Here is a 21,258-nt window from a genome sequence, read left to right as displayed (position 1 = left end):
GCTTCGCCTGTGCCCTTGCTTTGTCTCACTTCTGTATGACCTAGCAGCTTTCGTCGCGAGGCGCGCATCTGACCAGCCTGAGGTGAGGTCATGGTTGTTGCGGTGTTGCTTGGATCGGTACGGCCGGAGCGGATGGGCGAACGGGTTGCCAAGTGGGTCAAGGCTGAGTTGACGAAGGCGGGTCATGAGGTCGTGGTGGTGGACCCGGCGAAGGTGGAGCTTCCGTTACTGGCAAATATGTGGAAGGAAGTGAAGGATAGCGACTCGGCAGAGGATTCGGCTCTGAAGGCCAAGCTGAAGCCGCTGGCGGATCTCTATGCGCGGGTGGATGGGTTCTGTATCGTGAGCGCGGAGTACAACCACACGGCGCCTCCGGCGCTGATCAACCTGATCGACTACTTCTTACAGGATTACTTCTTCAAGCCGTCGGCAATCGTCTGCTATTCGGCGACGCCGTTTGGCGGAGTGCGTGGAGCGATGGGGCTCCGGTCGCTGCTTGCCGAGGTGGGGATGCCGACGATTCCCTCGCTGCAGCCGATCCCGTCGGTGGGAACGGCCTTGAGCGAGGCTGGCGTGCCGCTGACGCAGGAGCTTGCCGAAAAGTCCGGGAAGTTCTTCAAGGAGTTCGACTGGTATATGCGGGCGTTCAAAGCCGAGAGGGCGCTTGGGGTGCCATACTAGCGTCTCTCATTCTTGGGCGAAAAGAGGATCGGGATGCCGCAGGCGATTGGGAGTTTTGAAGTGAAAGTCGTACCTCAGAAAGAGGTGGAGGGTGTTGGTGATCCTTCGCTTGGGCGTATGTCGCTGGACAAGCAGTTCCATGGGAAGCTGACCGCGACGAGCAAAGGCCAGATGCTGAGTGCGATGACCGAAACGAAGGGGTCGGCAGGCTACGTTGCGATGGAGCGCGTTGTGGGTGAGCTTGGCGGGCGGCACGGCTCGTTCGTGCTGCAGCACAACGGGACGATGGATCGCGGGAAGCCGGGACTTTCGATTCGCGTCGTGCCGGATTCGGGGACGGGGGAGTTACAGGGGCTTTACGGGGAGATGACGATCCAGATCGAGGGTGGGGCACATCGGTACGAGTTTACTTATGACTTCGCGGACGGGGATTCTCTGACTAGCGCCTGACGCCCATCCCGTTGAGCCTGCTCCGGGCCTGGGTGGCCTCGGGCGAGTTGGGGTAGCGGGCAATCAGCGATTTGAACTCGCGGATGCCGGCTTCGTTCTGCTTCTGGACGATGAGGGCCTGGCCCTTATGAAGCTGGGCGGCGGGTATCTTGGGGTTGCCGGGGAACTGCTCGAGGACATGGTCATAGTCCTTGACCGCAGCGGGGTAATGGCCGGCGCGATAGTCGATTTCGCCGAGATAGTACCAGGAGTTTCCGGAGAGGGATTCTTCCGGGTAGGCGTGGATCACGTCGTTGAACTCGGCCGAAGCGAGGGGGTACTTGGCGGCCATGTAGTCGCCGAGGGCGGTTTTGTAGAGGTCGGAGACGGGTGGAGCCGAGCTTGCGGCGGGTGCGGGGTTGCCGCCCAAAGGAATGCGGGCGTTTGGCTTGCCTCCGCGACGGCTAGGAGGTGGAGGAGCGAGGTCGGATGGGGGCGGCGTGGTGTTATCCGGCTGGGTCGCTGGGGCCGCAGTTACCGGGGCAGATCCGCCAGCAGGTGCGGCGCCCTGCGCGGAGATGGCCTGCTGCTGGTTCTGGATGTCCTGCAAAGCCTTATCGAGGTGGGCGATGCGCGCCTTCATCTCGTCCAGCGAGTCATTGAGCGCCTGGACCTGGGTCGAGACCTGGTCGAGCTTCGTGCCCTGGGCTTCTTCCTGGGTGCGCATCTGCTTCTGGAGTGCGTCCATGTTGAGGCTCATGCGGTTGACGGAGTCGGCGGACTGCTGGACGAGATCCTTGAGCACACCCATGCGCTCGTCGTTCGACTGCTGAAGGCGGGCGACGGCGTCCTGAAGCTGCTGGATCTGGGTCTGGAGCTGGACCATATCCTTGTTCACGGCGAAAGCCGGGGTGGGGAGCACGGTGAGGCCGATGCCGATTCCGAGGATCGCGACGGCGGCGAGACGAGCGGACTTGAGGATCATGGGCGTGTGCCTGTCTTTCGATATCCGAATGCGCAGAAATTGTGGTTTCGATCAAAGTCGCCCGGCGATGATCTGCCGGGCGGAACTTAGGTTACGGTTTGACGGGGCGCGTGCCAGATTCGGTTAGCGGTCGATGGTGAACTGTGCGCGGCGGTTCTGCTGCCAGCAGCTCTCGTCGGACTCGGTGCAGAACTGCTTCTCCTTGCCGTAGCTGACGATGCGGATGCGGCTTGCGGAGACGCCGGCGTTGATCAGCGCGGTGCGTGCGGCGTTAGCGCGGTTTTCGCCGAGGGCTAGGTTGTACTCGGCCGATCCACGCTCATCCGAATAGCCGGCCACGAGGACGCGGATGGCGGGGTGAGAGGTCAGGTAGGAGGCAGCGTGCGCCGATGCGGTGACGGCATCCGGACGAAGCTCGTAGCTGTCGTAGTCGAAGAAGGCGTCCTGCACATTCTGGTGGAAGGCAGCGTCGGTGCCCATGTTGCCGGCTCCGTTGTCGCCCATGGGCGCAGGTGCGGCGGCGGTGCGGACGGTGACGCGAACGTTGGCTTCGGTGGTCTGACCGTCATCGCTCTTGGCGGTGAGATGGAAGTTGGTCGAGTTCGACGGCGTGACCATCTGGGTGCCGTTGACGGGCACGGGGCCAAGACCGTCGATGGTGACGGAGGTGGCGTTCTGGCTGCGCCAGTTGAGGGCCGTCGACTGGCCGAGATCGATCGCCGCAGGATCCGCGGTGATGGTTGCGGTGGGGGCGGGAGCCGTGACAGTGGGGGTATACGAGGAGGGAGGCGGTGCGGTGGACTTCTTATGGCAGCCGGTGGTGAAGGTGAGGCCGGCGACGGCGACGGCGGTGGCGGCGAGGTTCAGCAGAGTGCGGTGCGAGGGATGGGTGGCGTTCATAGTCTCCTGGGGCTCATGGATCCAACCGGGCGGACCGCGGTCTTGTCAGTGACGATTCTAAATGGTTGATTCACGAAGGCGGTAGGGCGGAAGACTTACTTCCAGCTCCAATTAGGCATATCTCCGCCAGAGGTGCTGAGGGCGCGCTGCTGGGTTCCGTCCGCCAGCATGGAGTAGACCTTGGAGTGCTCGGCGCGGCCGTCGGTCGAGTTGGCGTAGACAATGTGGCGCCCGTCGGGCGACCAGGACGGAAAGTCGCAGCGGCCACTATCGTGGGTGAGCTGGATCCACTTCTTTGTCGCGACTTCCATCACGTAGATGTCTTGTCCGCCGGGTGCTCCGGGACCGTACTTGCGGTTCCAGGCGAAGGTGAGGAACTGGCCGTTGGGGCTCCAGGAGGGGGACGTGGCATAGCCACCGTCGGTCATGCGCTGCACGTTCGAGCCGTCGACATCCATGATGTAGAGCTGGGGGAGGCCGGTGCGGCCACTGATCCAGGCGATCTGCGATCCGGTACGTGGGTTGAATACAGGGGAGACGTCGGGACCCTTGAAGCTGGTGATGCGGCGTGGCTGCGATCCGCTTGCATCGGCGATCCAGATCTCGGGGTCACCCGAGCGCGAGGAGGAGAAGGCTACGTCGTGGCCGTTCGGGCTCCATGCGGGCGAGAGGTTGGTTCCACCAGCTGCCGGAAAGGCGACGACGCGGCTAAGCAGGAGAGAGTACATCCTGATCTGGAAGCCGTCTTTGCCGAGCGAGGAGAAAGCCACGCGGCTGTTGTCCGGCGAGACACGGGGCGAGAGCGAGATGGCTCCGAGCTTTGTGACGGCGTGCTGGTTAGCGCCGTCGTAATCCATCTCCCAAATTTCCTTCGAGCCTCCGCCGACGTGGACGTAGTAGATCTTGGTCTCTGCGATGCCGTTGATGCCTCCGCCGAGGCGCAGGATGATCTCGTCGGCGAAGCGGTGGGCGATCTGGCGGGCCGAGTCGTCGCTCGCGGCCTCGTTGTATTGCTTGGCGAGGACCTGCGGGTACTGCGTGTTCTTGGCGTCGAAGAGGAAGCCGTTGACGACGAGGTGGTCGCCCTGGGTGGCGATGCCGCCGAAGGCCACCATCGCGGCGGATGCAGGCGCGGCGGCCCACGTGGCGAGCTGGATCTCACCGGGAGCGCCTGGGGTGCTGGTAGGCATCAGGGACTTCGAGACGAGGTCGAAGATGCCCGCGCTGGCCAGGTCAGCGTAGAGGACCGAGTCGAAGGTGCGCTTGTAGTCTGCCGTCTGCTGGTCGCCGGACTGCGGCTTGAAGTTCGCTGCCGCGAGCCGGATGCTTCCGGCGCCGGTCGAGGTCTCGGTCTTGAACCAATCCTGTGAGTGGGCCGCTGTGGTCGCGGCTAGGGTGAGGACGATGGCCAGGAAGAACTTCACGGGGGAGGCGACACGTACCGGATTCTGCATGCTTACCTATCGTAGACGCAAAGGGTGGTGGATGCGCTGCACGGGGATCAATGTTGGTGTGAGTATCGGGCTTGGTTCAGAAGGCTACTGCTTGTAGTCGAAGGAGAACTCGACGGTGATGTGGTCGCCCTGGGGCAGGGGACCGAAACCGTCCACACGCTGCACGGCGCGGACGGCGGAGGTATCGAGCGACGGAGAGCCGCTGCGGTTCTCGACGCGGACGTTCGATGGGGTGCCTTCGCGGTCGATGTCGAACAGGACGGTGGTTCGTTTGCCCTGCGAGGCGCGTGGGTCGGCCTCCTGCGTGTACCAGTTCTGCGAGACGCGGCGGTTGACGGCTTCGACGTAATAGGCGAAGCGGGCTCCGAAGCTGCGGTCCTGGACGGTGACGCTGGCGGTGCCGTTCTTGAGTTGAATGGTCGCCTGCGCGATGCGCATGCCGGAGGTCTCACCCGTGGTGGCCTTGGTCGGCGGCGGGGGCTTCAGTTCAGGATGCTTGATGGGGTCAGCCTGCTTTTCGGCGACCTTGACGGGCTTGGTCTTCGGTGGCGTCTTGACGACGACCGGGATGTCCTTCGGGTTCGGCGGCGGGATCGTCTTTTCCTTCTCGACAACCGGGGCAGGGCTCGGCGTCTCGGAGGCGAGGACGTTGTCTTCCTTCACCGGCTGCTTCGGGGGGAGAGGAAGCGTGGCCACCATGGTGGCCTGGATGGCACCAGCAGTGGGGCTTGAGTCGCCCCATGTCTTGCCGTGCGGAATGTGCAGGTAGGCATAGCCGACGAGCACTCCGGCGATCGCGGCGTGCAGGACGATCGACCACGCGAGATCGACGCCGGTGTTGGGCCGGGGGATGGGGCTGCTGCGGGACCAGTTGGAGGGTTGCGTCGCCATGCTTACTGCTTCAGGGGCTGGGTAACGATGCTGATGTTGGTGATGCCGGCCTGCTTGACCGCGTCCATGACGGAGGCGAAGGCGCCGAAGGGAACACGCTCGTCGGCGCGGAGATAGATGACCTTCTTGGCGGGGTCCTCGTCTGCTTTGAGGCCGGAGCGGAGGCGCGCGGGAAGCTCGTGGACGTTGACGGGCTTGTCCTGCAGGAAGACGTTCTGCTCCTTGTCGATGGTGACGACGAGCCGCTCCTCGGTGAGCTGGTTGACGGTGCGGGTCTTCGGAATGGCCACTTCGACGCCAGACTGGAGCACGGGCGCGGTGAGCATGAAGATGAGCAGGAGGACGAGCACGACGTCCACCAGAGGCGTGATGTTGATCTCGGCGAGCGCGGTCTGGGTGCGGCCCTTGGCGGAGAAGGCCATGCTAAAAACCCCTGCGGCGCGGCTCGGCTGGCCGTGCGTCTTCGTTCGGATTCGAGAGCATGGCGGCGTTTTCGATGGCGTTCAGGAGTTCGCGGCCGAAGTCGTCCATACGTGAGCCGAAGTCTCGAAGCTGCGCGGTGAGCTGGTTGTAGCCGACGACAGCGGGGATGGCGACGAGAAGACCGGCGGCGGTGGTGATGAGGGCTTCCGAGATGCCAGGGGCGACGGCGCGCAGGGTCGCGGCTCCGGCGGTACCGAGGCCGTGAAAGGCGTCGATGATGCCCCAGACGGTGCCGAAGAGGCCTATGAACGGCGCGATGGCGGCGATGGTGGCAAGCCAGGTCATGCGCTGTTCCATCGCGGTGAGGGCTTCGCTCGAGGCAGTGGCGGCGGCGCGTTCGAGGGCGATGGGATTGCGGGGGAGGCCACGGCCGTTGTTCTGGCGGGCGTACTCGTCGTGAATCTCGGAGAAGACGGAGACAAGCGGGCTGGGCTTGAACTGGTCGGCGATGGCGGAGATCTCGGAGAGGCGGCCCGACTTGCGGAAGGCGCGGAGGAAGCCGGAGCTGCGCCTGCGGGCGGCTCCGAAGCTGCGCCACTTGGAGATCATGATGGTCCAGGAGAAGAGGCTCGCGAAGGCCAGAAGGATCAGGACAGCGAACGCGACGGGGCCGCTGTTATGCACCATCTCCAGCAGGGCGTTTGAGGATGCGGCGGCGGCAGGCGGTGCGGCGGTTGCGTCGGTATCCTGCAACAGAACGAGGGCGAAGAGTAGGGGCATGGTCATCAGAGAGGTCGGCCGTTCTTTCCTGGCGCTAGCTTCAGTGTAGCGTTTGACGGCGTGTGGATGGACCGAGCGAGCGCGATGGACCACGGAGGGTACAGGGCTCTTTGACGATGTGTGTCAGATTGCCTGTCGCGCGGGAGACGCAGGCCAGACCCAGCCCGTCGCCATCATGACTATTGCGACCCAGTAAAGGTCGGCTCCGAGGAGATGGATAATCTGCATCCAGACGGGGGCGAGGAGAAGCATGTCCAGGAGGCCGAGCCCGAACTGGAAGGCCAGGAGGCCGACGACCCAGAGGGCAGGGATGCGACGGGTGGTCCATGCTTTGGCGACGAGCCAGATGACGAAGGCTCCGGCGAGGACGGCGCTTGCGGGGTGAACCCATCGTACGCGCAGGAGCCAAGGCGATCCGGTGGCGAAGTCCTGGGCCATGGCGGCGCTGAGCGAGGTGGAGGGGAAGAGTGTGTCGCCGAGGGCCGCGAGTGAGCCGCTGACGCCGACGATCAGCGTGGCGAGGATGCCGAAGAGGACAATGATGCTGTTGCGGCCATTGCGGAGGGAACTCCACATCTGGCCCGTGCCGAGAACGACAGCGGTAACGGTGAGGGCGGCCAGGAGGATAAGGGTGTTGCTCAGGTGGATCGAGAGCAGGACGACGCGTCCAACGGACTGGTTGCCGGTTACGTAGCCGAGCTTGACCAGGAGCGCGCCGAGAAAGGCCTCGTTGAAAAGAAGGATGGTCGAGACGACTGCCATCACACGGGCGGCGGAGCCCTTGACGGTTGCGTAGAAGGTCCAGGCGAGGAGGCCGAGGATGGCGAAGGTGGCTCCGCTGACCATCATGCGGTGGGTGAACTCGATGACGGTGTCGATGCGCGGCGCGAGAGGGATGACCTGCCCGTTGCATAGCGGCCAGTGGTTTCCGCAGCCTGCGCCGGATCCTGTGGCACGGACGAGCGCTCCCCAGAGAATCACGAGGACGTTGTAGCCGACGACGGCCCACGCGAAGCGCACGAGGCCCTTCGAGGCTGTGCCTGTCGATGGTCTGCCGAGAGGGATCGCCGCTGCTGAGGTCGCCATGCGGAAATTATAGGCTCCCGCATGGCGTCGTCTTAGCCGTTTGCGAGTTCCTTTGCACGCTGCGTGGCGCGTTTGACGGCCTTGATCAGCGTGACCCGGAGGCCACCCTCTTCGAGCTCGAGGATTCCGTCGACGGTGCATCCGGCCGGGGTTGTGACAGCGTCCTTGAGGAGCGCGGGGTGATAGCCGGTCTCGAGCACCATGCGTGCCGACCCGAGGGTGGTCTGCGCGGCGAGGAGCGTGGCGACGTCGCGCGGGAGGCCGACGTTCACGCCCGCCTCAGCCAGTGCCTCGATGATGATGTAGAGGAATGCCGGGCCGGAGCCGGAGAGGCCAGTAACGGCGTCCATGTGCTTCTCGTCGACGACGACGGCGCGGCCGACAGTCTGGAAGATGCGCATCGCGATGGCCATCTGCTCGGGCGTGGTGAAGCGTCCGGCGCAGAGCGCGGTGACCGCGGCGGAGATCATGGCAGGGGTGTTCGGCATGGCGCGGATGACGCCGAGATCGCATCCGGCGGCATCTTCGATGCTGCGGGTTTTGACCGAGGCGGCAATCGAGATCAGGAGCTTCTGCGGGGTCAGCGCCGGGCGAATCAGGTTGACGAGAGCCGGGACCTGGATCGGCTTCACGCCGAGCAGGATGACGTCCGCCTGCTCCGCCGCCGCGAGGTTGTCGATGCCGACCTCGACGCCGAATTGCGCCGAGAGGGCCTGTGCCCGCTCCGGATGCTGCACGGTGGCGACGATCTGGTCGGCGGCCAGGAGATTGTTCTTCAGGAACGCCTGCAGGAGGATGCCGCCCATCTTTCCCGCGCCCAACACGGCTACACGCATACCAGGCATTACAGGGGCTGGCACGGCTGCTTCAATTACGGTCTCGCTCATGCCATAACGCTACCAGAATGGGAGGTTAGCTGGCCGGGTTGCGTGGGCCTCCGCCGCGCGCGATCCATGCGTCGACGACCTGTTCGAGGGTGTCCATCGGGAGCGCTCCGTCTCCGAGGACGACATCATGGAAGTCCTGTATCCGGAACTTCGGACCGAGCGCTTTCTCAGCCTTGGCGCGAACTTCGAGGATCTTAAGCTGGCCCATCTTGTAGCCGAGTGCCTGCCCGGGCATCACTACGTACCGATCAACCTCGGATTGCACGCTGGTCTCGTCGATCGAGGAGTGATCGTGGAAGAAGTCCACCATCTGTTGGCGGGTCCAATGCTTGGAGTGAACGCCGGTATCGACGACGAGGCGGATGGCGCGCCAAATATCGGCCTCGAGGCGGCCATAGTCGCTGTACGGATCCTGGTAAAACCCGATCTCCTTGCCGAGGCGCTCGCTGTAGAGACCCCAACCCTCGGTGTAAGCGGTGTAGTAGCTCTGCTTGCGGAACTCGGGAACGCCGGTCATCTCCTGCGCGAGGGAGATCTGCAGGTGGTGGCCGGGGATGCCCTCGTGATAGGCAATGGCCTCGACCGAGGCAAGCGAACGGTCGGTGGCATGGTAGAGGTTGATGTTGATGCGGCCCGGCCGTTTGCCGTCGGGCGTACCCTGCTCGTAATATGCGGGCGCCTGGTCCTTCTCGGCGTACTCCGGGACGCGAACGACTTCGAGCGGAGCTTTAGGAAGACGTCCGAAGAGGTCGGGTAGCTTCACCTGCATCGCGCCGAGGTAGGCGCGGTAGGTCGCCAGGAGAGCTTCGCCACTCGTAGGATGCTCCTTCGGATTGGCTTTCAGGGCCGCGCCAAAGCTCTTGAGATCTGCGAACCCAAGCTTCTTCGCGATGGCGAGCATCTCGGTCTCGTCGCGCTTCACCTCATCGAGGCCGATCTGGTGGATCTGCTCGGCGTTCTTCTGCATCGTGGTGCTCTGGCGGATGCGGAACGCGTAGTAGGCATCGCCATCGGGGAGAGCCCAGACGCCGGGATCCTTGCGGCCCGCGGGAAGGTAGGCAGCGGCCACAAACTTTCCAAGCCGCTGATAGCTGGGCAGGACGGAGGTCGAGACGGCGTCCAAGAGGTCAGCGGAGATGCGCTTGCGGTCTTCGGGGCCGATTGCGGCGGGAAACTTTTTGAGTGGACCGGAGAAGGGGCTCGCCTCGGCGGTCTGACCGGCGATGGACTGGATCTGCACCGCGACCTTTTCGATGATGTACTTCGGCGGGACGCGGCCTTCGTCGACGCCGAGTTGAAGATCCGTCATCAGTTGCGAGAACTGCGCGGGAACCTTCTTCAGGCGGGTGATGTAGTCGTCGTAGTCCTTCACCGTGTCGAAGGGGAGCTGCGCGACGAGCATTGGGAGCTGGAGGTGATAGCCGCCGAACTGATCGAGCGGCATCTCCCACTCTTTGAAGCGTGCGCCTTCCTGGTCGTCGATGAGCGTGCGCAGGAGAAGTTCGGCTGAGAGGCGGGTCTGCTCTGGCAGGCCGGCGGTATCGATCTCGGAGATCCTCTGAATAAACACCTGCCCGCGCTGCAGCGATGCGTTGACGGCGGCGGGCGAGAGGTCGGAGAGCTGGTCGTTGTAGCGCTTGTCGCCGAGTGTGGAGGCAAACTCGGGCTCGTGCTTCATCCTCTCCTGCCAGTAGTCGGAGAAGATCCTGTCGAGCGCGGCGGCGCGTGCGGCAGGAGACGCCGCTGCCGCAGGCGCGGGAGGCTGGGCGGGCGCGAGGCCGGTGAGGGTGATCGCGCAGAGTGCGAGCGCAGTGTGTCGTGCGAGGCGTGCGGCGATGCTGCTGGTTCCAGAGGTGATCAAAACGTAGGGCTCCCGTAGCGTTCCAGTCTACTGCGTTCGACTGGCGCTAGGGGGTTTCGTACTCGAGGAGGCCGGTTCCGCCGCGGGATTCGAGCATGCGGTAGAGCGTCGAGCGGCTGATGCCGAGGATCTCGGCGGCGCGAACCTTGTTGCCTCCGCACCGCGTGAGGACGGCAAGCACGTGCTGCTGGACGACGTCTTCAAGGCGCTCCATGCCCGTGCCCTCTTCATTCGAGATGTCCACCGCGCCGTCGAGGTCGGGAAGGTCACCGGCGGTGACCACGAAGGAATCCTGCGCGTGGCGGGCAGCCTCCCACAGGACGCATTCGACCTCCGCGAGATCGCCGGGCCAGGGATGCGCCAGCAGCAGGTCGCGGGCTTCCTCGCTCAGGATGAGTTCGCGATCTCGGCCGACCCCGCGAAGCACCTCGGCGAGCACCTCGGGCAGATCGTCTCGGCGCTCGCACAGCGGGGTCAAGGTGAGTTCGACGCCGCTAAGACACTGCAGAAGATCCTGACGGAACTGGCCCGTCACGCCCAGGGTGCGGAGATCCCGGGACGTCCCAGCGACGACGCGGATTCTGCCCCGGGTCTTCATGGACCAGATGCGGAGGAGCACACCCTGAAGCGCCGGGGGTACGTCCGCGATGTCGTCGAGGAAGATGGTCCCGCCCTGGTCCGAGGAGCCGAGCGTTTCGAGGAGTTCGCAGCCGTCCACGCGAAGCATCGACTCGGCGAGTGTGACCGAGTCGCAGGCGGCAAAGCTTGCGTCGGCACCTGGACTCAGGGCGTGCAGCATGCGTGCGACGCCCTCCTTGCCGGAGCCGGGAGGGCCTGTGATGAGGGCGGTCCGGAAGTAGGGTGCGATGCGCCTCACCTGTGAGCGGAGCCTCTGCATCGGTTCGCTGTCGCCCACGGTGGAGGCTGCGGCGGCCCACGCCGGCTCGCTGCCGGGCAGGCGCAGCATGTCCGCTGCGGCGTGATCCTCCTAGCCGGGTGGCGGTGGGGGAACGGCAAAACCGGGGGCCGTCGCCGCATTCAGCAGAGCATGGCCGGGGGAGAAAAGATGTAGGCGACTTACGCTCGATTGGCCCATCAACAACCTTTATCGGCGGTGACGGGCGCGGGATGAGGAGGGCGGGAACTCCTCAGTAAACAAGCAGAAGCCCGGATCAGCGGCGATGATCTGCCCCACCTCCGGGCTTTCGAGCCGTCTTTGGATCAGCTTATGCGGTCGTCTTGGCGCAGTAGGTGTCGAAGGCGCGGGCGAGTTCCTGGGCGATTGCGGGCGCGGTCGAGGTCTCGATCGCCGAGCGCTGCATCAGGTAGACAAGCTGACCGTCGCGCAGGATGGCGATGGCGGGCGAGGTTGGCGGATGGCCGCCGAAGTAGCTGCGGGCCTTCTCGGTCGCTTCGCGGTCCTGGCCGGCGAAGACGGTGACGGCGTGCTCGGGCTTGGTCCCGTGCTGCATCGCCATGCGAACGCCGGGACGCATCTTGCCCGCGGCGCAACCGCAGATCGAGTTGACGACGAGCATCGTCGTGCCGGGCTGCGCGATCGCGGCATCGACTTCAGCCGCGGTCCGAGCTTCCATCACACCCGCGCGCGTCAGTTCTTCGCGCATCGGAATTACCATAATCTCTGGATACATTGAGCAAACCCTCCGGGGTAGGACATTCGTCTCGGTCGATTCTAACGCTTCCGGTCCCGAAGCGCATCCCGCCGTAACGCATGCATCGCAGATGCCTTAGGCTGGATCCGGATGCAAATTCTGGAAAACATCTCCCTGGCCGAGCATACGACCTTCCGCATCGGCGGCCCGGCGCGCTTCTTCGTCGAGATCATGACCGAGCAGGATCTGCTCGACGCTCTTGCCTTTGCCGAAGCCGGAAGGCTCCCGATTTTCGTCTTAGGAGGAGGCAGCAATCTCCTCGTTCGCGACAGCGGCTTCGACGGCCTGATCCTTCATTTGGCCATCACCGGCAAGATCGAGCGCGACGGCAATCTCTTCCACGTCCCCGCCGGAACCGACTGGGATGCGCTTGTCCTGCATCTCTGCGAGCGGGGAATCAGTGGAATGGAGTGTCTCGCCGGGATTCCAGGACTGGTCGGAGGCTCGCCGATCCAGAATATCGGGGCCTACGGCCAAGAGGTCTCACAGACGATTCATGCGGTGAGGGCATGGGATCGGGAGCGGAAAGAGTTCGTCAGCCTGAGCCGCGACGACTGCCGGTTCGCCTATCGCGAAAGCCTCTTCAACACCACGCATCGCAATCACTACATCGTCACATCGGCCACTTTCGCGCTCGATCCCGCCGCGAAGCCGAACCTCAGCTACGCCGATCTGCGTAACTACTTCGCCGACATGGCAAATCCGCCGACGGCTCTCGGGGTGTACAACGCCGTCCGCGAGATTCGCCACGGCAAGGGCATGCTTCTAGTCGAGGGAGAGCAGGACTGCCGGAGCGCCGGTAGCTTCTTCAAGAACCCGATCGTGCCGCCACAAGCCCTCGGTCCCATTGCCGCCGCGCTTTCGATCGCGGAGTCCACCATCCCTCGATATCCTGCACCGAATGGGAACATCAAGCTTCCGGCTGCGTGGCTTCTGGATCAGGCTGGTTTTCACAAGTCGTACAGCCTGGGTGAAGCGGGCATCTCGTCCCGTCACACGTTGGCCCTGATCAATCGCGGCCGCGCAGCCTACGCCGACATCGCGGGTCTGCGGGAACGCATTGTGGGCACGATCAAGGATCGCTTCCACATCACGTTGGAACAAGAGCCCGTCGAGCCCGTCTCCGGCGCTTAGGGTAACGTCAGCCTTGCTCGCTAAACCGCGCCGTCCGGCAGGAACAAGGCAAATACCGTTCCGTGTGTCGTTCCCGCAGGCTTTTCGGGCTGATCCTCGCGGCTGCGCACACCCAGGCGTCCGTTTTCTTTCACGACCAGCTCCTGCGTAATCCAGAGCCCGAGACCTGTTCCCATGATGCCCTTTGTTGTAAAGAACGGCTCGAAGATGCGGGATTGCGTCGCGGAACTCATGCCGACGCCGGTGTCGGCAACGGTGAGACGGACGCCGGTGCGGCCAGTGGCAAAGTCTGTTGCACCCCGGACGCGGACACGGAGGCGGCCGCCTACGCGCATCACGTCGATGGCGTTGCCGACGAGATTGTTCAATGCCTGCCTTAGCTCCCCCTCCAGGCAAACCAGCTCCACTCGATCCCGGTATTCGCGCACAACTTCAACGTTCGAGTTGACTAGCTTGCCGGCATAGAGCGCGAGTACGGAGTCCATCAGCCCCGGGATGTCCACCCGTTGCCGAGATGTGGATTGTTTGAAGAAGCGGAGGGTCTGGGTGGCGATCTGGCTCACGCGTGCGAGCTCCTGCTGCGCGAGAAGAGCGAACTGCCGGGCCTGCTCGGCATCCTGATGGACGGTCTGCTCGATGAGATACAGGAGGTTCACGACTGATTCGAGCGGGTTGTTGATCTCGTGAGCGATGCTCGAGGCGAGCCGTCCGACGGCTGCAAGCTTCTCGCTCTGCAGCAAGGCAGCCTCGGCGCGGCGCTGTTCGGTGATGTCGCAGCCATAGACAATCACACCCAGAACCGTGCCGTCCGCGTCGCGATGCGGCAGGTGGGTGACTGAAAGCGTGCGGTAGCCGTCGACAGAGATCATGCGCGGCTCAAGGTACTGAATCTCCCCGGTGAGCGCGGCGCGAAGATGCCGGGCGACATTTTCGAAGGCCGGGCCGGTGACGTCGGAGACGAGCTGCCCGACGATCTGCTGCTCGGGCCGCCCAAAGCGCTCCACGTACATCTGATTCGCGGCGAGATAGCGCAGATCGGCATCGACGTAGGCCACGTACGCGGGCAGGAGATCGTTGATCGCGCGGATAAGCTCTGGGGAGGGTGCCGCGAAAGTTGGGGGCGGAACGTTCACTACCTACCAATGATAAAACCGCCACATCACTTTGGATGATCCACGCGGGAGTCAACCTGACGTCTTTGTCCCGTATGGAGGCGAACGGTTTGCCCGGGTTGGGCGAGAACTCTGTAAATCGCCATATGGTTATCGGTCGTGAGTGGCTGCGGGTCGGAGACGACTTGCCACCCATCGGGGAGAGGTTGATCGAGAACGAAGGCGACAGGGTGGTCCGTGAAGTCATGGAGCAGGTACTCGCTCTCTTTGATTTCGTAGACAACCTTGGTCATGACGCCATTCTTCAGGTTTTCCTCTGGCTGCATCGTGTCGAATTTGCTTTCCTGATGACAGATGTTCGCATTCTTGAAGTAAATCGGTTTCCCGTCAGCCGTGCTCAAGTGGTAGATGTGGCAGTTTCCCGTGATGTGCACTTCCTCAAGAGCGTAAGCGTGAAGCGTCTCCTGCGGGTGCGCTTGCGGCAAGAGGAAGAGCAGCGATAAAGCGACCTTCATTGGAGTTCGCATGGAACCTCTCAGTGTCTGGAGCATCCCAGGCAGGATCTCAGAAATCGCGATCGGCTGATGATCGCTTTGGCAGGGCTTCAGCGTCCAACAGCCCGAGCAGCCGCTCGCGCTCCGCCCGCAGAACATCATGCGGCGAGCCCTGGGCCGCAACGCGCCCGCCCTCCATCCGGATCACCTCGTCCGCAAGTGAGAAGACCTCGCCGATATCGTGCGTGACGTGCAGGACAGGAATGCTTCTGCTCCGCAGCCAAGCCCTGAGGTCGAACGTGATTGCGTCGCGCAGGGCGACATCGAGCCCGGTAAATGGTTCATCCAGCAGAAGCGCTCTAGCCCCGCCTGCCGCCAGCGCACGCGCAAGCGACACACGCTGACGCTCACCGCCCGAGAGGTTCCCGGGCATCTTTTTCAGAAGATGCTCGATCCGGCAGATCCGCAGGATTTCTGAGAGCTCACTCTTATCGGCGGAAGTCATGCCGTACGTTACGTTTTCCGAGACTGTCTTATGCGGAAAGAGCGCGGACTGCTGACCGACGAAGCGAATGTTGCGCTCGTGAGGCGGAACGAATACTCCGGTTGCCGTATCGGTCAGTCTGACCTGCGGTTCTTGAGACACGAATGCGCTCACCACGCGCCCTCCATCCGGCTTGACCAATCCTGCGATCACGCGCAGCACCGTGCTCTTTCCCGCGCCGGATGGGGCGAAGAGAGATGTCCACGGCTTGGCGAGCGTGAAGGCCACATCGAGGTCAAGCACCCCGATTCGGTGGCGCAGCGCAACCTCCAGGCGATGAACGATCTCAGACAAGCTCGCCGCCTGAACGGCGCGGCCGGGCATAGAGAGCCACGAGACCCGCGAACGCGACGAGCAGAAGGACGAGCGCGGTCCGGTTCGCATCCGCGTATTGACCATCCTGCACCTGGTCGTAGAGCGCGATCGACATCGTCCGGGTGGCTCCGGGGATATTGCCGCCAAGCATCAGCACGACCCCGAACTCTCCGACGGTGTGGGTGAAGGCGAGCACCGCGGCCGTCACCACTGACCGTTTCGCGAGCGGAAGCGTGATGCCGAGAAATACACGTACCGGCGAGGCTCCAAGGGTGCTCGCCACCTCTCCGAACTCACGATCAATCGCGCTGAAGCCGGCGACCATCGGCTGAACCGCGAACGGGAGGCTATACAGCATCGACCCAACCACAAGTCCCGTGAAACTGAATGCCAAAGGATGGCCAATCAGGTGAATCAACGCCCTCCCTAAGCCCGTCAAAGGACCGAGATCGACCAATAGATAGAAGCCGAGCACCGTAGGCGGGAGGACAAGTGGAAGACCCACGATCGCCTGCACCCCGGCCCGTGCCCAACCGCCGCCACGCGCCAGCCACCATGCAAGGGGAAGCCCGAGGAGCATCAGGAGAGTGGTCGTCGTCGCGGCGAGCCGAACCGTCAGCTCAACAGTCTGCCAATCCATAGCAGGAGTGTACTTCGCGGCTACTTCACCGGTTCGAGGCCGAAGTCCGTCAGCTTGTTCTGCACCTCGGGCGAGCGGATGAACTCGAGGAACGCTTCGCCTCCCGCGCGATTCGGCCCATTCTTCATCACGACGCCATATTGCAGAATCTCTGGATAGACGGTCGGCACGCGGATGTAATTGCCGACGTCCGCCATCGCCTTCGAACTCGCCAGCGTCAGCGAGATGAGCCCGAGTTGGGCATTACCCGAGACGACGAACTGTGCCGTCTGCGCGACGTTCTCCGCGACCACAAGCCTCGGTGTGACCTGCGGCAGGATCTTCAGCTTATCGAGCGCAGCATAGCCTGCACGGCCAAATGGCGCATGGAACTGGTCCGCGATCGCTACCTTCGTAACGCGCGGGTCGGTCAGTTCCTCCATGTGCAGCGGGTTCAGCGGAGAGTCCTTGCGGGCGAAGAGCACAAGCGTCCCCTTGGCGTACTGCAGGGGGGCAGCCGTCGCGAGTCCTGCAGCGACAACCTTCTCCGGGAAGACGAAGTCCGCGCCAAGAAAGACATCGAACGGAGCGCCGTTGATGATCTGCTGCGCGAGCGTCGCCGAAGAGCCAAAGGACACCGTCAGCTTCGTCCCCGTCTTCTGTTCGAACGCGTACGCGAACGCCGGCATCACTGGCTGGAGGTCGGCTGCGGCCGCCACGTGCACCGTTGGCTTCTCCTGCGCCTGCAACCTGCCCTCGAGCAAAAGACCGGTAAAAAGACCGCAAAACATACAAACCGCAGCCCCGAGCTTGGGAACAGCCCGGCGGGTACGGTAACCTAGAGCCTGACACCATGAGTTCAGCACATCTATTACGATGCACCAACTGCGGCGATGAGATCGCCGGAAAGCATGCCGCAAGCGATTTTCGCTGCCTGCACTGCGGCGGCCTGTTTGAGGTCTTCTACCCGTGGTCGCCCCGGGGAACCTCCGCCAAGGACGATACTCCGCCGACGCCGAACACCGGTGGCCCGATCAATCCTGCCGCCCGCCTCCCAAACCCGTCCGCCTTGCGCTTCCTCTGGGAGGAGCGCCGCACGTCGACGATGGCGGTGGATCAATCCGGCGTCTGGCGCTTTCGCGACCTTCTTCCGATCCTCGACGATCCCAACCGTGCCGTCACCCTGCGCGAGGGCAACACTCCCCTCTACGACCTGCCGCGCAACGCCCGCGCGCTCGGCCTTGACTTCCTCCTCGCCAAGCATCAGGGCATGAACCCCACGGGCTCCTTTAAGGACACCGGCATGACCGCCGCGCTCTCCGTTGCCCGCGAGCGCGGCTTCGAGTGGGTCGCGTGCGCCTCGACCGGCAACACCTCCGCCGCCATGGCCGCCTTTGCCGCCCGCGCCGGGCTCCGGTCCATCGTCTTCATCCCCGAGGGCAAGATCGCCTGGGGCAAGCTCTCGCAGTCCATGGACTACGGCGCCCTCACCGTCCAGCTCCGCACCGATTTTGACGGCTGCGTCCGCATCCTGACCGACCTCGTCAAGCGTTTTCCGATCTATCTGCTGAATTCCGTCAACCCGTACCGCCTCGAAGGTCAGAAGACTCCCGCCTTCGAGATGGCCGAGCAGATGGATTGGCAGGTTCCTGAGCACATCATCGTGCCCGGCGGAAACCTCGCCAACTCCGCGGCGCTTGGCAAAGGCTTCGCCGAGATGCATCACCTCGGCCTGATCAACCGCGTCCCGACCATCTCCGTCATCCAGGCAGAGGGCGCGAACCCGCTCTGGCGCACGATGCAGGAGAACGACGGCAGGGAACTCGTTTCCGTCACCGCCGAGACCCGCGCCTCCGCCATCCGCATCGGTTCGCCGGCCTCGTGGCAGAAGTCGGTGAAGGTCATCCGCTCTACCGGCGGGTGGGTCGAGCAGGTCTCCGAGCAGGAGATCGCGCTCGCCAAAGCCCAGATCGGTGCCGAGGGGATCGGCTGCGAGCCTGCCTCAGCGGTCACGCTCGCGGGTCTTAGGAAGCTTGTCGCCCAGGGCAAGATCCACGCGGAACAGCGCGTCGTCCTTATCCTCACAGGCCATACCCTCAAAGACTCCGACTACACGATCAACTATCACCGCGACGAACTCTTCACCGAAGCCGAGCGGTCCGCGATGTCGTCCGCCGAAAAAGCTGAGCAGGAGTCCTTCCGCAAGCCGCCGATCGTGCTCGATCCCGACCCGGGCACCGTACTCCGCACGCTCGAAGCCCACATGGAGTTGCACCCCGCCTGAGACCGCCGATCAAACTCCGCCTCCCTGCCACTTCCGCGAATCTTGGTCCCGGCTTCGACGCCCTCGGCCTGGCGATGTCGCTGTATCTGAACATCGAAGCCGGGGAAGCCGTCGAGACCAGCATCCAGGCTACGGGGCGCAATCCTGATTTGGCCGCGTCGCTCGAGCGAAACCTCATCCTCACCACCTACCGCGAAGTCCTCGCGGCCCAGGGCAAATTCGCCCCTCACCTCTCACTCAAGGTTCATAACGAGATCCCGCTTGGCATGGGTTGCGGATCTTCGGCCGCTGCGCTCCTGGCCGGAGTCCACCTTGCCAACCACTTCGGCGATCTCGGCTGGACGCCCGCCCAGGTGATGACCGAAGCCTGCCTGCGCGAAGGCCATCCCGACAACGTCGCCGCCTGCGCCCTCGGCGGCATGACCACATCCTGCCAGCAGGGAAGCGAGATCCTCACCGCTACCTGCGGCCTCGATCTTCCGTGGCGTCTCCTGCTCGCTCTCCCAGGCGCAAGCCTCGCCACCGAAAAAGCTCGCGCCCTCCTGCCCGACAGCTATTCCCGCGCCGATGCCGTCGCCAACATCCAGCGATCGTCGCTTCTGGTCGCCGCCTTCGCGCTCAACCGCCCAGATCTCCTCCATATCGCCATGCGGGATCGCATCCACCAGCCCTATCGAAGCGAAGCCTGCCCGCTTCTGCCCCGGCTTCTCCCCTTGCTCGCCGCTGCGGATGCCCCTGCCGGAATCTGGGGTGCGGCACTCAGCGGCGCTGGCCCGTCAGTCCTTCTCATCCTCGATCCGGAGGCCCCGACCGGTCCGGTAGAAGAGTGCGTTCGGCAAGCCGCCGAGGACTCCTCCCTTGAACTTGTTCAGACGACGATCTCGGTACCCGCTGAAGTAACTTATTAGTTCGACTTATCAGGTTACCTAAGAATTCTTTACATATATCCCTGCAAAGAATAACTTTCTGCTTGTGGACAGTTCTGGGGAGGACTGCTACGCCGCCCGTTGATCTCCATTTGAGAGGTCCGGGCGTTCTCTCTTTAAACCAGTAAGCTGTCATTTACCTCTTGCAAGTAGTTGGCGGGCGGATCGGTACCGCCCGTGGTTCGTGTCCCCCGCGTCTGCTTCTTCCAGGTAGCTGAGCGCGGTCCTACCCTGCACGTCCCGCTTCGTCGGGTCAGCTCCTGCCTGTATTAGCGCCGCGATCACACCGGGAACCTCGGGACGCTTCGCCGCCAGTATCAGAGGGGTCACCCCGCGCAGATCCGCCGCGTTTACGTCGACTCCTGCTGCCGTCAGAATCCGGATCTTCCCAGCCGGATCGTCGTTCGACGATACTGCGGCTGCAAGCACCGTCTCCGCAGCGTTCGACTTGCGGGCAGGATCGGCTCGCGCATCGAGCAGCATGCGGACCGCCGTCGTCGTTCCTGCTTGCGCCGCGTACATGAGCGCGTTCCACCCGCTGCTGTCGGTCGCGTTGCGATCGAGCGACGTATCCGCGAGCATCTCCGCCAGTTCACCCGTTCCCCGGCGCGAAGCCGCCACCCGCATCAGCCGGGTCACGCCAGCCTTCGGCGACATCGTATCGACGGCAAGATGATCCGCTCCGAACAACTCCCTCTCCGGAGTCCCGTGCCTCCATCGATGCGTGTCCGCCTCGCGGTCGACATCGAGATCCACCGCCCGCAGCCATCCCGGTGCCGCTTCGCCTGTGTCTTCGACACGCCTCACGTGCCCGGCGATGGAGATCGTGGTCACGATCGTTCCCGCCCCAGGGCCAATTTGCGCATACTTCGTACACAGCGCCCAGAATCCGAGATCCGCTGCCCGCTGGATCAGAGCCCGCGCCTCGTCGCTGCTCATCGCCCCGGACGCGCTCCCGTGGAGTTCAACCAGCTTCCTGCCAGTCCACTGCACGCTTCCGTCGCCGCCGACCCTCACTTTGTAAGCTGGGCAAAGCCCATCGCATCCGCTGCGTTCCATCTCGATCGAGTCCGACGCACCCGCGATCGCTTCGCCCGTGGCCGGCGGAACCGGTGCCGGGCAGCCCTCACGCACGATCCGTGAAGGCTGGGGTCGTCCTCCCGTCGAAGCCCTCTGGGCTTCCGCCAGGCCCAAAGCAGCCGCCAAAAGGCACACGAGACGCGCGATCGTCGAACTCCTCACATGCTCCCCCGGTAGGTTTCATTATGTATTGACGAGCGGCGGACCCAAACCTGGCTGCCCGGATATGCACATTCCGGGCAATTTGAACCCATATCACTTCGATATGCATCTACTATTAGGAAGCAATCAAGGCTGCCCGAGATACGGATGAGCAGCAGGAGGATTCAAATGGCTGGACAGTTTGTAACCGAAGTGAGCGATGCGTCCTTTGAAAAAGAGGTTCTGCAGTCCGAGCAGCCCGTGCTCGTCGATTTCTGGGCAGCGTGGTGCGGACCATGTCGCGCGCTCGCGCCGGTGGTAGACCAGGTTGCCACGCAGTATAACGGCAAGCTCCGCGTCATGAAGATGGACGTCGATTCGAATACGGCAACGCCGGCTCGTTACGGCATCCGCGGCATTCCCGCGCTTATCCTCTTCAAGGGCGGCCAGGTCGCCGACAACATCGTCGGCTTCGTCCCTAAGGACACGATCGACAAATCGATTGAAAAGGTTCTCGCCTAACCAGGCACGCAGGACATTTTGAGATCGGCCCGGTGAG

23 protein-coding genes are annotated in these 21,258 nt (G+C 63.6%); 6 read left to right on the top strand and 17 right to left on the bottom strand.

The genetic code is table 11. The features are described 5' to 3' along the window. Positions 1–90: 90 nt before the first annotated feature. Complete coding sequence (locus GRAN_RS16215; protein ID WP_128914011.1) at positions 91–681, top strand: NADPH-dependent FMN reductase; 591 nt, start codon at positions 91–93, stop codon at positions 679–681. Between the two features lie 33 nt (positions 682–714). Beyond that, positions 715–1,131: a DUF3224 domain-containing protein gene (locus tag GRAN_RS16210; protein ID WP_128914010.1), complete on the top strand. Its 417-nt coding sequence runs from the start codon at positions 715–717 to the stop codon at positions 1,129–1,131. Here GRAN_RS16210 and GRAN_RS16205 read toward each other — a convergent pair. From GRAN_RS16205 to GRAN_RS16155, 11 genes are all read right to left on the bottom strand, one after another. Further along, on the bottom strand, positions 1,121–2,095 hold the full coding sequence (locus GRAN_RS16205) for a tetratricopeptide repeat protein (protein WP_128914009.1): 975 nt from the start codon (positions 2,093–2,095) through the stop codon (positions 1,121–1,123). The genes GRAN_RS16210 and GRAN_RS16205 overlap by 11 nt on opposite strands. A gap of 123 nt (positions 2,096–2,218) precedes the next feature. Then, the gene (locus GRAN_RS16200; RefSeq protein ID WP_128914008.1) at positions 2,219–2,995 is read right to left on the bottom strand and encodes an OmpA family protein; all 777 of its coding nucleotides are present in this window, start codon (positions 2,993–2,995) and stop codon (positions 2,219–2,221) included. Positions 2,996–3,090: 95 nt separating this feature from the next. Next, complete coding sequence (tolB, locus tag GRAN_RS16195) at positions 3,091–4,449, bottom strand: Tol-Pal system beta propeller repeat protein TolB (protein WP_128914007.1); 1,359 nt, start codon at positions 4,447–4,449, stop codon at positions 3,091–3,093. 84 nt (positions 4,450–4,533) lie between these two features. Further along, on the bottom strand, positions 4,534–5,340 hold the full coding sequence (locus tag GRAN_RS16190; RefSeq protein ID WP_128914006.1) for a TonB family protein: 807 nt from the start codon (positions 5,338–5,340) through the stop codon (positions 4,534–4,536). Between the two features lie 2 nt (positions 5,341–5,342). Continuing rightward, positions 5,343–5,762 carry an ExbD/TolR family protein gene (locus GRAN_RS16185; RefSeq protein ID WP_128914005.1) on the bottom strand — a complete coding sequence of 140 codons (420 nt, stop codon included), beginning with the start codon at positions 5,760–5,762 and terminating at the stop codon, positions 5,343–5,345. A 1-nt stretch (position 5,763) separates the two neighbouring features. Further along, complete coding sequence (locus tag GRAN_RS16180) at positions 5,764–6,543, bottom strand: MotA/TolQ/ExbB proton channel family protein (RefSeq protein WP_128914237.1); 780 nt, start codon at positions 6,541–6,543, stop codon at positions 5,764–5,766. Between the two features lie 123 nt (positions 6,544–6,666). Next, the gene (locus GRAN_RS16175; protein ID WP_128914004.1) at positions 6,667–7,629 is read right to left on the bottom strand and encodes a COX15/CtaA family protein; all 963 of its coding nucleotides are present in this window, start codon (positions 7,627–7,629) and stop codon (positions 6,667–6,669) included. Between the two features lie 32 nt (positions 7,630–7,661). Next, positions 7,662–8,516, bottom strand: coding sequence for a pyrroline-5-carboxylate reductase (gene proC, locus GRAN_RS16170; RefSeq protein WP_128914003.1), 855 nt, complete (start codon positions 8,514–8,516; stop codon positions 7,662–7,664). Positions 8,517–8,541: 25 nt separating this feature from the next. After that, on the bottom strand, positions 8,542–10,377 hold the full coding sequence (locus tag GRAN_RS16165; protein WP_241654710.1) for a DUF885 domain-containing protein: 1,836 nt from the start codon (positions 10,375–10,377) through the stop codon (positions 8,542–8,544). A 46-nt stretch (positions 10,378–10,423) separates the two neighbouring features. Further along, positions 10,424–11,344 carry a sigma-54-dependent transcriptional regulator gene (locus GRAN_RS16160; protein WP_128914002.1) on the bottom strand — a complete coding sequence of 307 codons (921 nt, stop codon included), beginning with the start codon at positions 11,342–11,344 and terminating at the stop codon, positions 10,424–10,426. A 259-nt stretch (positions 11,345–11,603) separates the two neighbouring features. Beyond that, on the bottom strand, positions 11,604–12,029 hold the full coding sequence (locus GRAN_RS16155) for a BrxA/BrxB family bacilliredoxin (protein WP_128914001.1): 426 nt from the start codon (positions 12,027–12,029) through the stop codon (positions 11,604–11,606). Between the two features lie 111 nt (positions 12,030–12,140). Here GRAN_RS16155 and GRAN_RS16150 point away from each other — a divergent pair, with 111 nt between their 5' ends. Further along, complete coding sequence (locus tag GRAN_RS16150; protein ID WP_128914000.1) at positions 12,141–13,184, top strand: UDP-N-acetylmuramate dehydrogenase; 1,044 nt, start codon at positions 12,141–12,143, stop codon at positions 13,182–13,184. Between the two features lie 20 nt (positions 13,185–13,204). Here the strand turns inward: GRAN_RS16150 and GRAN_RS16145 are convergent, their stop codons facing one another. From GRAN_RS16145 to modA, 5 genes are read right to left on the bottom strand one after another with little or no spacing between them, the layout of a single operon-like run. Further along, on the bottom strand, positions 13,205–14,317 hold the full coding sequence (locus GRAN_RS16145) for a two-component system sensor histidine kinase NtrB (protein ID WP_128913999.1): 1,113 nt from the start codon (positions 14,315–14,317) through the stop codon (positions 13,205–13,207). Between the two features lie 26 nt (positions 14,318–14,343). After that, entirely contained in the window at positions 14,344–14,823 is a 480-nt protein-coding gene (locus tag GRAN_RS16140) for a hypothetical protein (protein WP_128913998.1), read from the bottom strand. A 37-nt stretch (positions 14,824–14,860) separates the two neighbouring features. Next, positions 14,861–15,628: an ATP-binding cassette domain-containing protein gene (locus GRAN_RS16135; RefSeq protein WP_241654708.1), complete on the bottom strand. Its 768-nt coding sequence runs from the start codon at positions 15,626–15,628 to the stop codon at positions 14,861–14,863. Next, entirely contained in the window at positions 15,621–16,289 is a 669-nt protein-coding gene (gene modB, locus GRAN_RS16130) for a molybdate ABC transporter permease subunit (RefSeq protein ID WP_128913996.1), read from the bottom strand. Before modB ends, GRAN_RS16135 begins: the two co-directional genes overlap by 8 nt. Before the next feature lie 20 nt (positions 16,290–16,309). Then, positions 16,310–16,987: a molybdate ABC transporter substrate-binding protein gene (gene modA / locus GRAN_RS16125; RefSeq protein ID WP_241654706.1), complete on the bottom strand. Its 678-nt coding sequence runs from the start codon at positions 16,985–16,987 to the stop codon at positions 16,310–16,312. A gap of 134 nt (positions 16,988–17,121) precedes the next feature. Here modA and thrC point away from each other — a divergent pair, with 134 nt between their 5' ends. Together thrC and thrB are read left to right on the top strand one after the other, a co-directional pair. After that, complete coding sequence (thrC, locus tag GRAN_RS16120; protein ID WP_128913994.1) at positions 17,122–18,552, top strand: threonine synthase; 1,431 nt, start codon at positions 17,122–17,124, stop codon at positions 18,550–18,552. Further along, positions 18,549–19,460, top strand: coding sequence for a homoserine kinase (gene thrB / locus GRAN_RS16115; RefSeq protein ID WP_128913993.1), 912 nt, complete (start codon positions 18,549–18,551; stop codon positions 19,458–19,460). Before thrC ends, thrB begins: the two co-directional genes overlap by 4 nt. 150 nt (positions 19,461–19,610) lie before the next feature. On the opposite strand, the gene GRAN_RS16110 is transcribed toward thrB, so the two are convergent. Next, the gene (locus GRAN_RS16110; protein WP_128913992.1) at positions 19,611–20,720 is read right to left on the bottom strand and encodes an ankyrin repeat domain-containing protein; all 1,110 of its coding nucleotides are present in this window, start codon (positions 20,718–20,720) and stop codon (positions 19,611–19,613) included. Between the two features lie 168 nt (positions 20,721–20,888). On the opposite strand from GRAN_RS16110, the gene trxA reads away from it, so the two are divergent. Beyond that, positions 20,889–21,221: a thioredoxin gene (trxA, locus tag GRAN_RS16105; RefSeq protein ID WP_128913991.1), complete on the top strand. Its 333-nt coding sequence runs from the start codon at positions 20,889–20,891 to the stop codon at positions 21,219–21,221. The last annotated feature ends 37 nt before the right edge of the window (positions 21,222–21,258 follow it).

This window comes from Granulicella sibirica, assembly GCF_004115155.1.
GTDB classification, from domain to species: domain Bacteria; phylum Acidobacteriota; class Terriglobia; order Terriglobales; family Acidobacteriaceae; genus Edaphobacter; species Edaphobacter sibiricus.
Note: the sequence above shows the minus strand (reverse complement) of the source record. Positions and strands in the feature narration are given on the sequence as shown.